The organism is Bacillus sp. FMQ74 (genome assembly GCF_001875785.1).
Taxonomy (GTDB): Bacteria; Bacillota; Bacilli; order Bacillales; family Bacillaceae; genus Bacillus; species Bacillus stercoris.
Map to the genome: position 1 here is coordinate 818,076 of NZ_MOEO01000001.1, position 10,216 is coordinate 828,291.

Annotated in this window: 14 protein-coding genes; 10 read left to right on the plus strand and 4 right to left on the minus strand. The window is 42.3% G+C overall.

Annotated elements, in window-relative coordinates:
* Positions 1 to 2: 2 nt before the first annotated feature.
* From ebrB to BLL41_RS04350, 3 genes are all read right to left on the minus strand, one after another.
* The gene (gene ebrB / locus BLL41_RS04340; protein WP_071576902.1) at positions 3 to 356 is read right to left on the minus strand and encodes a multidrug efflux SMR transporter subunit EbrB; all 354 of its coding nucleotides are present in this window, start codon (positions 354 to 356) and stop codon (positions 3 to 5) included.
* A gap of 13 nt (positions 357 to 369) precedes the next feature.
* A complete protein-coding gene (gene ebrA / locus BLL41_RS04345; protein WP_014664058.1) occupies positions 370 to 687 on the minus strand; it encodes a multidrug efflux SMR transporter subunit EbrA in 318 nt (105 codons plus the stop codon).
* 135 nt (positions 688 to 822) lie between these two features.
* Complete coding sequence (locus BLL41_RS04350; RefSeq protein WP_014664059.1) at positions 823 to 1,104, minus strand: hypothetical protein; 282 nt, start codon at positions 1,102 to 1,104, stop codon at positions 823 to 825.
* An 89-nt stretch (positions 1,105 to 1,193) separates the two neighbouring features.
* Here BLL41_RS04350 and BLL41_RS04355 point away from each other — a divergent pair, with 89 nt between their 5' ends.
* From BLL41_RS04355 to BLL41_RS04395, 9 genes are all read left to right on the plus strand, one after another.
* On the plus strand, positions 1,194 to 1,607 hold the full coding sequence (locus BLL41_RS04355) for a YmaF family protein (RefSeq protein ID WP_083427920.1): 414 nt from the start codon (positions 1,194 to 1,196) through the stop codon (positions 1,605 to 1,607).
* Positions 1,608 to 1,706: 99 nt separating this feature from the next.
* A complete protein-coding gene (gene miaA, locus BLL41_RS04360) occupies positions 1,707 to 2,651 on the plus strand; it encodes a tRNA (adenosine(37)-N6)-dimethylallyltransferase MiaA (RefSeq protein WP_071576904.1) in 945 nt (314 codons plus the stop codon).
* Positions 2,652 to 2,690: 39 nt separating this feature from the next.
* Entirely contained in the window at positions 2,691 to 2,912 is a 222-nt protein-coding gene (gene hfq / locus BLL41_RS04365; RefSeq protein ID WP_003221097.1) for an RNA chaperone Hfq, read from the plus strand.
* A 201-nt stretch (positions 2,913 to 3,113) separates the two neighbouring features.
* Entirely contained in the window at positions 3,114 to 3,386 is a 273-nt protein-coding gene (locus BLL41_RS04370) for a YmzC family protein (RefSeq protein WP_014479841.1), read from the plus strand.
* Between the two features lie 81 nt (positions 3,387 to 3,467).
* Entirely contained in the window at positions 3,468 to 3,698 is a 231-nt protein-coding gene (locus BLL41_RS04375) for a hypothetical protein (protein ID WP_003245262.1), read from the plus strand.
* Between the two features lie 243 nt (positions 3,699 to 3,941).
* Positions 3,942 to 4,334, plus strand: a complete 393-nt coding sequence (gene nrdI, locus BLL41_RS04380; protein WP_040083097.1) for a class Ib ribonucleoside-diphosphate reductase assembly flavoprotein NrdI — start codon at positions 3,942 to 3,944, stop codon at positions 4,332 to 4,334.
* Positions 4,294 to 6,396, plus strand: coding sequence for a class 1b ribonucleoside-diphosphate reductase subunit alpha (nrdE, locus tag BLL41_RS04385; RefSeq protein WP_071576905.1), 2,103 nt, complete (start codon positions 4,294 to 4,296; stop codon positions 6,394 to 6,396). The genes nrdI and nrdE overlap by 41 nt, the downstream gene beginning before the upstream one ends.
* 17 nt (positions 6,397 to 6,413) lie before the next feature.
* On the plus strand, positions 6,414 to 7,403 hold the full coding sequence (nrdF, locus tag BLL41_RS04390) for a class 1b ribonucleoside-diphosphate reductase subunit beta (RefSeq protein ID WP_071576906.1): 990 nt from the start codon (positions 6,414 to 6,416) through the stop codon (positions 7,401 to 7,403).
* 48 nt (positions 7,404 to 7,451) lie between these two features.
* Positions 7,452 to 8,072 (plus strand): hypothetical protein, encoded by a 621-nt coding sequence (locus tag BLL41_RS04395; RefSeq protein WP_071576907.1) that lies wholly within the window; start codon positions 7,452 to 7,454, stop codon positions 8,070 to 8,072.
* A 63-nt stretch (positions 8,073 to 8,135) separates the two neighbouring features.
* Here the strand turns inward: BLL41_RS04395 and cwlC are convergent, their stop codons facing one another.
* On the minus strand, positions 8,136 to 8,903 hold the full coding sequence (gene cwlC, locus BLL41_RS04400; protein WP_071576908.1) for a sporulation-specific N-acetylmuramoyl-L-alanine amidase: 768 nt from the start codon (positions 8,901 to 8,903) through the stop codon (positions 8,136 to 8,138).
* Between the two features lie 634 nt (positions 8,904 to 9,537).
* Between cwlC and BLL41_RS04405 the strand changes: the two genes are divergently transcribed.
* Positions 9,538 to 10,216, plus strand: a 679-nt coding sequence (locus BLL41_RS04405) for an AAA family ATPase (protein ID WP_071576909.1), incomplete at its 3' end; no start/stop codon positions are given.

Genomic DNA, 10,216 nt, shown 5'->3' on the forward strand with positions numbered 1-10,216 from the left:
GGTTACTCACAGACCGTCTGTTTTTTATCTTCAGCGTGGGCTTTCGACTGATTTAGCACGACCACGCCCGCAATGACAAGCGTGAGACCGAATATCCCCTTCAAACTGATGGTTTCGCCAAAAAGCAAAAACCCGACAATGGCTGTAAGCGCGGTACCAACGCCCGACCATGTTGCGTACGCGCTTGATAAGTCAATTGTTTTTAAAGAAAAGCTTAGAAAAGTAAAAGCGGAAAGAAATCCGGCTACGACTCCGGCAATGGGCCAGGCTTGTGTAAATCCTTCTGAAAGCTTCAGCATCGTGCTCCCAAAAACTTCAGATAAAATGGCGAGAGCCAAATAAAGCAATCCTTTCATCATCCTCACTCCTTTACTGCCAGTTAAGTAATACAACCCCTGATATTAATAAAAGAATCCCGAAAAGCCCTTTCGCATTCAGTTCTTCCTTGAACCATTTCACTCCGATTACTGTCGTCAGCACCGTTCCCGCCCCGCTCCAAGTCGCATAGGAGAGGCTTAGAGGAATATGGTTTAACGTCAGTGACAGCATATAAAAGGCGAGGGAATAGCCAATGACGACCAAGGCACTCGGCTTCCACTTTTTGAAGCCATCAGATACTTTCAGCATGGCTGCTCCTATCGATTCCGAACATATGGCAATCGTGAGGAATATATATCCTATTAACATCTTAAATTCTCCTCACTATATTTTTAGATTAGAAAAGAACTTCAGCTAGAAAAATATTAGTGTATGCCTATGTATGAGTCAAGAGATTCATTTTTACACACTTAAAAAGACCCCTTTTTAAGGGGTCTTTTGCGATTAATAATAATAAGGGAACGGGGCATACGGATAATAGGGGTATCCGCCATACAAATAAGGATTAAATAAAGCGCTTCCTATAAGCCCGCCTGCAAGGCCGCCGATAAACGGACCTCCAAAAAATCCGAATGGCCGGCCAAACCCGAATCCATAGCCAAATCCGGGTCTTCCAAACCCGTAACCGAATCCGAAAGGTCTTCCAAATCCAAATGGTCTCCCGAATCCGAAAGGTCTTCCAAATATTCTTGTATCTTCAGGACTGAAATTCTCTAACTCGTTCATGTTTTCTTTCCTCCTGTAATAAAGTGTAGATGATGCAGTGTATTCAGCCTGCCCGGATTTGATTGGGCGAATCAAGGAAAAAAGAGGATGTGAACACATTGGGCCTGTATCAGTCTGACTGGTCGAAAGCGCCGCCCCACGTACATGCTTATCATGTCAAAACATCGAGGGAACAGGGCCATTATCATCTGATTGAAGGGTTTACTCAGCCGGCAAACGGATCAAATACTGATCAGCATACACATTACTATACCGGCATCACTTCATTTGAAAACGGCCATTTTCATCGGTATTACGGAATCTCAGGGCCGGCGATTCCTTTAGCAGATGGCACACATTATCATGAAATTGAAGAAACGACGTATCTGGCCTATAACAAGCCGATTGAGATCCAGTATGGAGGGGTTGTTTATGCTCCCAGAGATGACGAAAGAAAAACGCATCGTCATACCCTGAAAGGAAGGACGAGGGAAATTGTCGGCAATGAGCCGCTCGGCTGGTAGAAGAATGTTTACCGATGCAAAAAAAGGGCAAAATGGATAGGTGGTTGTCCATGTTGAATGCTATAATGGGGGGAGATTTATAAAAGAGAGTGATACATATTGAATAATACGAAGCAGCCCGTTGTCATTTTAGTCGGACCGACGGCAGTGGGGAAAACCAATTTAAGTATTCAGCTAGCCAAATCCTTAAACGCAGAAATTATCAGCGGAGATTCAATGCAGATTTATAAAGGGATGGATATTGGAACAGCTAAAATTACCGAACAGGAGATGGAGGGAGTTCCTCATCATCTGATTGACATTTTAGAACCCCAAGACTCCTTCTCTACCGCCGATTATCAAAGCTTAGTAAGAAATAAAATCAGCGAGATTGCAAATAGAGGAAAGCTTCCGATGATTGTCGGCGGTACAGGGCTTTATATACAATCTGTGCTTTACGATTATACATTTACGGAAGAGGCAAATGATCCTGCGTTTCGAGAGAGCATGCAAATCGCTGCTGAACGGGAAGGCGCTGATTTTCTTCATGCCAAACTTGCTGCAGCAGATCCCGAGGCGGCAGCTGCGATTCATCCCAATAATATAAGAAGAGTCATTCGCGCGCTGGAAATTTTACATACATCCGGAAAAACGATGTCGCAGCATTTGAAGGAACAAAAACGAGAACTTCTGTACAATGCAGTGTTAATCGGGCTGACAATGGATAGAGACACGCTTTACGAAAGAATTAATCGGCGGGTCGATATGATGATGGAGGCAGGCCTTCTTCCGGAAGTGAAGCGCTTATACGACAAGAATGTGAGAGACTGTCAATCGATACAGGCGATAGGCTATAAAGAGCTGTATGCATATTTTGACGGTTTTGTGACACTTTCTGATGCTGTTGAACAACTAAAGCAGAACTCAAGACGGTATGCGAAACGCCAGCTGACGTGGTTTCGCAACAAAATGCAAGTTACATGGTTCGATATGACACCGCCAGTTGATATGGAGCTGAAAAAAAAGGAAATTTTCACACATATAGCAGGAAAACTCGAACTTTAATCGAAACTGTATGATATAGAGAATCAAGGAGGACGAAACATGAAACCGATTAATATTCAGGATCAGTTTTTGAATCAAATCCGGAAAGAAAATACGTATGTCACTGTTTTTTTGCTGAACGGCTTTCAGTTGCGGGGCCAGGTAAAAGGCTTTGATAATTTTACTGTATTGCTGGAATCGGAAGGTAAGCAGCAGCTTATATATAAACATGCGATCTCAACGTTTGCGCCGCAAAAAAACGTCCAGCTTGAACTCGAATAGATCAAAAAAATGCCATGTTAAGACATAGGGAGGCTGCCGGGGGATTCTCGGCAGCCATTTTTAACATGTAAATCCACTTTTACTGCAAACTTTTTTGTGTAAGCTGACCATGCCAAGGCACGGTCTTTTTTTATGAGAACAACATACTAAAGAAAAAATGGTATATTATGTATAAATATGAACTTTGGGAGTGACGCGACCTTGTTTGAAAGTGAAGCAGAACTGAGACGAATCAGGATCGCCCTTGTGTGGATAGCTGTTTTTTTACTGTTCGGGGCGTGCGGGAATCAAGATACCATCATTGAAACAGACAGCGGCAATTCAGACTATGAAACGCCTCAGCCAACCTCGTTTCCGCTTGAACATAATCATTTTGGCGTAATGGAGGACGGCTATATCAAAATTTATGAGTATAATGAGTCCCGCAATGAGGTAAAGCTGAAGAAAGAATACGCGGATGATGAGCTTGAATAAAATTCACAAGCATTCGAATTTACAAAGCGGATGCCAGCCGCTAAACTAAATACAGACACAGATCAAACAGAGGGTGAAAAAATGAAGCATAAAGTGATCGTGAATCATTGGGAAGAAATTTGCGAAGATGATTCTTGCTATGAATACGGAACAAGTATCATTGTGAACGGAAAAGAATTAATCCGAGAAGCGTCAATTATCACTGCTTTGAAGGCGGTTTTAGAAGAGATCGGCGCGGATGTTGAAATAGAAGAAACAGTAGAGAGCGAAAAATGCTGTGATAGCTTAAGAAAAAAAAATCTAGACTACTAAGCAGTTTTTTTTCATGTTATGATAAACATCGGCTAAAAAACGACACCCCGAGTAGGACGAGAGATGATTCTCGTTCTGCTCTCTTTTTTGGGCCCTAATGAGTCTGCCAATTTGCCTGATTTGATCAAAATATGAATTTTTCATAAAAACGAATCTATATATTGTGTTTTTGTTAGAGGGTAGTATACTATATATAGTGTTAGTGATGAGAGATTCATATTTTTTGATAGGTCGTGATAAAACGTGGTACAAATCATATTTGATTCGAAAACAGGGAATGTTCAGCGGTTTGTGAATAAAATAGGCTTTCAGCAAATACGCAAGGTGGACGAAATAGACCACGTGGACACTCCGTTTGTTTTGGTCACCTACACGACAAACTTCGGCCAGGTACCGGCATCAACACAATCATTTCTCGAAAAATACGCCCATCTCTTACTAGGAGTCGCTGCGAGCGGCAATAAAGTATGGGGCGATAACTTTGCAAAAAGCGCCGATACCATTTCTAGACAATATCAGGTGCCGATCTTGCACAAATTTGAACTCAGCGGCACATCTAAAGACGTTGAATTGTTTACTCAGGAGGTAGAAAGAGTTGTCACAAAATCAAGTGCCAAAATGGATCCAGTTAAATAACGAAATCATGATCCAAAAAGATGGAAAATTCCAGTTTGATAAGGATAAAGAGGCTGTACATAGCTATTTTGTAGACTATATCAATCAAAACACAGTTTTCTTTCACGATTTAAAAGAGAAGCTGGATTATTTGATTGAAAACCAATACTACGAAGAGGAATTCTTAAGCCTTTATTCTTTTGAAGACATTAAAGAAGTGTTTAAGACAGCTTACGCTAAGAAGTTTCGTTTTCCTTCCTTCATGAGTGCGTTTAAATTCTATAATGACTATGCTTTGAAAACGAATGACAAGAAAAAAATCCTCGAGCGTTATGAGGACCGGATCTCGATAGTTGCGCTGTTCTTCGCAAATGGCGACACTGAGAAAGCAAAAGAATATGTGAACCTGATGATCAATCAGGAATATCAGCCGAGCACACCGACATTTTTGAATGCCGGCAGAAAACGCCGCGGAGAACTTGTCAGCTGCTTCTTGCTGGAAGTCAATGATTCCTTAAACGACATTTCAAGAGCGATCGATATCTCCATGCAGCTTTCTAAACTGGGCGGCGGGGTTTCTCTTAACCTGTCCAAGCTTCGCGCGAAAGGTGAAGCCATTAAAGATGTTGAAAATGCCACAAAAGGCGTTGTAGGTGTCATGAAGCTTCTTGATAACGCGTTCCGTTATGCTGATCAAATGGGACAAAGACAAGGATCCGGCGCGGCGTACTTAAACATTTTCCACCGCGATATCAATGATTTTCTTGATACGAAAAAGATTTCTGCGGATGAAGATGTGCGTGTCAAAACGCTTTCTATCGGTGTTGTCATTCCGGATAAGTTCGTTGAGCTTGCACGTGAGGACAAAGCGGCTTATGTGTTCTATCCGCACACGATTTATAAAGAGTACGGCCAGCACATGGATGAGATGGACATGAACGAAATGTACGACAAATTTGTCGACAACCCTCGGGTCAAAAAGGAAAAAATCAACCCGCGGAAACTGCTTGAAAAACTGGCGATGCTTCGTTCTGAATCAGGCTATCCATACATCATGTTCCAAGATAACGTGAACAAAGTGCATGCGAATAACCATATTTCCAAGGTCAAATTTTCTAACCTTTGCTCTGAAGTGCTGCAGGCATCTCAAGTTTCTTCATACACAGACTATGATGAAGAAGATGAAATCGGTTTGGATATTTCCTGCAACCTAGGCTCACTTAACATTCTCAATGTTATGGAGCATAAATCAATCGAAAAAACAGTCAAGCTTGCGACAGACTCTTTAACACATGTGTCTGAAACGACTGACATCCGTAATGCGCCTGCTGTAAGACGTGCAAACAAAGCGATGAAATCAATCGGTCTAGGCGCTATGAACCTTCATGGTTACCTTGCGCAAAACGGCATTGCGTATGAAAGCCCGGAAGCGCGTGACTTTGCAAACACGTTCTTTATGATGGTGAACTTCTACTCCATCCAGCGTTCTGCGGAAATCGCAAAAGAGAAAGGCGAAACGTTTGATCAATATGAAGGCTCAACCTATGCGACGGGTGAATACTTCGACAAATACGTTTCAACTGATTTCTCGCCGAAATACGAAAAAATCGCCAATCTGTTTGAAGGTATGCATATCCCGACGACAGAGGACTGGAAACAGCTAAAAGCATTTGTCGCTGAACACGGTATGTATCACAGCTACAGATTATGCATTGCGCCAACAGGCTCTATCTCATACGTGCAATCAAGTACGGCGTCTGTTATGCCGATTATGGAACGAATTGAAGAAAGAACATACGGCAACTCAAAAACGTACTACCCAATGCCTGGGCTTGCATCTAATAATTGGTTCTTCTATAAAGAAGCCTACGATATGGACATGTTCAAGGTTGTGGATATGATCGCGACTATCCAGCAGCACATTGATCAGGGCATCAGCTTCACATTGTTCTTAAAAGACACAATGACGACCCGTGATTTAAACCGAATCGATCTGTATGCACATCATAGAGGAATTAAAACCATTTACTATGCAAGAACGAAAGATACTGGGCAAGACAGCTGCCTTTCTTGTGTTGTTTGATTAAAGGAGAGTTTATAGTGACAAAAATTTATGACGCAGCAAACTGGTCAAAGCATGAAGACGATTTTACCCAAATGTTCTATAACCAAAACGTGAAACAGTTCTGGCTTCCGGAAGAGATTGCTTTAAACGGCGATCTCCTCACATGGAAGTACCTCGGAAAAAATGAGCAGGACACTTATATGAAGGTACTTGCCGGACTTACGCTTCTTGATACAGAGCAGGGGAATACGGGGATGCCGATCGTGGCTGAACACGTAGACGGCCACCAGCGGAAAGCGGTGCTGAACTTTATGGCGATGATGGAGAACGCTGTCCATGCGAAATCGTACTCAAATATCTTCATGACCCTTGCACCGACTGAAACGATCAATGAAGTATTCGAATGGGTCAAACAAAATAAATATTTGCAGAAAAAAGCGCAAATCATTGTCGGACTTTACAAAGCCATCCAAAAAGATGATGAAATATCACTGTTCAAAGCGATGGTTGCTTCCGTCTATTTGGAAAGCTTCCTTTTCTACAGCGGCTTCTATTATCCGTTATATTTCTACGGACAAGGAAAACTGATGCAAAGCGGTGAGATCATTAACCTGATTCTTCGTGATGAAGCGATTCACGGCGTGTATGTCGGTCTCCTTGCTCAGGAAATTTATAATAAACAGACAGAAGAGAAAAAAGCAGAGCTTCGTGAATTTGCAATCGACCTTCTGAATGAGTTATATGAAAATGAGCTTGAGTATACAGAGGACTTGTACGATCAAGTCGGACTCTCACACGATGTAAAGAAATTCATCCGGTATAATGCAAATAAAGCGCTGATGAACCTTGGATTTGATCCATACTTCGAAGAGGAAGACATTAATCCGATCGTTTTAAACGGATTAAATACAAAAACAAAATCGCATGACTTCTTCTCTATGAAGGGGAACGGTTATAAAAAAGCGACAGTTGAGCCGCTCAAAGATGATGACTTTTATTTTGAAGATGAAAAAGAGCAGATATAATATCTGCTCTTTTCGGCTTGAAGGTTAAATGAGGAGGACGCAGTACCCATGGGAAAAATGGATGAAATGATCTTAGTCGCCCCGCGTGATGATGTGTTTAAGAAAGAAAGCTTAACCTTCCAAGGCGTGAACAGTGAAGATAGCAGAGTAGTAGAAATCATGGCTCAGCTCGAAGCGGCCTATCGTGAAATGAGAAGGGGAGACGCGGAAGAAGATCCGCGTTTCAAGCAGCCGATACCTTATGTTGTCATTAAGCGCGAAGATGAAGTCTTCCTTTACGAGCGGCTGGCCGGCGGCGGTGAATCACGTCTGCACAACAAACTTTCTCTCGGCTTTGGAGGCCATATGAACGCTATCGAAGGGGCAGCTTCATTTGCTGAAGTCTTAAAACTGAACACAGACCGTGAGCTTGAGGAAGAACTGCAAATAAATGAAGAAGATAAACAGGCGATTGTCACACTGGGATTGATCAATGATGATGAAAACAATGTCGGTAAAGTGCATATCGGTATTCTATCTGCGCTTCAATTAAAGCCCGGCGCACAAGTGGAAGTGAAAGAGAAAGAACAAATTGCTGGTAAATGGATGAAAGTTTCTGAATTAAAACAGAGTGATATCTATAACCGTCTGGAAACATGGTCACAGTTTGTTGTTGATATTCTCGTATAAAAAAACCCGGTTTCTCGTGATGAGGAGCCGGGTTTTTTTATGAGAAGCTTGTCTCCGTCTCGACTATGATTCTAGAATCACAATAGCGTCAAAGCCGGCATTTCTCGCTCTGGCAGCGAGAGTGTCCGCATTGTCTTTGGATGAAAATGCGCCAATCTGCACTTTGTATAAGCCATCCTTTAAAAGGACAATCGAGTCAAACCCTTTAACTTCTGCGCTCCTTGCCAGCGAGTCCGCATTCGCTTTGACTTTAAATGCACCGATTTGAACCTTATATAACCCTGAGCTGGAAGTCTTTTTAAGGTTAAAGGCTTGCTCCAGCCCGTTTGCATGTCCTCTCGCTAAGCTTTGAATAAAGCTGCTCGTTTTCAGCTTGTTTGCATCGGCAACGGTATCAAGGAAGCCGTTTTCGGTCAATAAGGCTGGCATGGCCGACTCCCTTAGGACGTGGAAGTTGGCTGTTTTTTTGCCGCGATCGGCAAAATCGACAGCTTGTATTACTTCAGAGTGAATGATCGATTGATAAGACGTTGTTGGGGCACCCACACTTGGATAAATATAACTTTCAAAACCTGTGCCACCCCCGGAATTAATGTGAATAGACAAAAAGAAATCTGCTCCCCAGTTATTTGCGGCAGATGTTCGATCGTTTAAGCTGACATATTGGTCGCTTGTCCGGCTCAGCAGCAAAGAAATACCTTCATATTCATTAGTCAATATCGTACGTAAGGCAAAAGCGATTTGCAGGGTTAACGTTTTTTCTTGAAGGCCATTTCCTGTTGCGCCAGGATCAGACCCGCCATGGCCAGGATCAATAAAAATTTTAACCATTCTTCATCACCTCATTACAGGATATGAAAAAACACGGCTTCTGCTTGTACGATTATCATTTATCTGAAAAATGAGGAAATAGCCCTTCAACATCCGGAAATTATTTCTCGGGAAAGCGCACAATTCAACATGAAGCGACAACAGATACGGTCTGAAATGAAATATGTGCATATGTCAGATGTTTGTGAGTATTATGGGTTCGATTCTATCTGCACTGATTCCTGCTGGTTTTAAGCTTTGCTTTCATTTTAAAAACATGCATTTAGATATGAGAAAAGCGCTGTTCATTTTGAAAAAAGGAAGGGTTGGGTCAAGAAAGAAAACACCTTTGCAGGTATCTTAGGGCGGGTGATATGCTTTGCACAAAAACAGTACGTTTGAATGAAAAAAGGATTATCAATGTTTCTCAACGTGAAGGGAGAAAAGTAGATATTACTCTAATAAAATGATTAAAAACAAAATCTCATGGTTTGTCCACCCCATGTCCGTGAATACAATAAGAAATAAAGTATTTCTCGGGAAAGCGCAGGATTCCTTATCGTTCCCGAAAAAAGCAATTGATTCGACACATGATAGGCGTTTGTCACAATCGGCATCCGCTTGAATATCATATAGAGAGAACAGAGAGGTGAAGATGTTGGAGCGCGCTGTGACTTATAAAAACAACGGACAGATCAACATTATTCTGAACGGGCAAAAGCAGGTGCTGACGAATGCTGAGGCAGAGGCGGAATATCAGGCTGCATTGCAAAAAAACGAAGCAAAGCACGGCATTTTGAAGGAAATTGAAAAAGAGATGAGCGCATTAGTTGGGATGGAGGAAATGAAACGCAACATCAAGGAAATATACGCTTGGATTTTTGTGAACCAAAAACGCGCGGAGCAAGGCTTAAAGGTGGGAAAACAAGCGCTGCACATGATGTTTAAAGGAAATCCGGGAACGGGAAAAACGACGGTTGCACGGCTGATCGGCAAGCTGTTTTTTGAAATGAATGTCCTGTCAAAAGGCCACTTAATAGAAGCGGAGCGGGCTGATCTGGTCGGGGAATATATTGGACACACCGCCCAAAAGACGAGAGATCTAATCAAAAAGTCATTAGGCGGCATTTTGTTTATAGACGAAGCCTACTCGCTGGCAAGAGGCGGCGAAAAGGACTTTGGGAAAGAAGCGATCGACACACTTGTAAAGCATATGGAAGACAAACAGCATGAGTTTATTTTGATACTCGCCGGATATTCTCGGGAAATGGATCATTTTCTCTCGCTAAACCCGGGTCTCCAATCAAGATTTCCCATCTCCATTGATTTTCCGG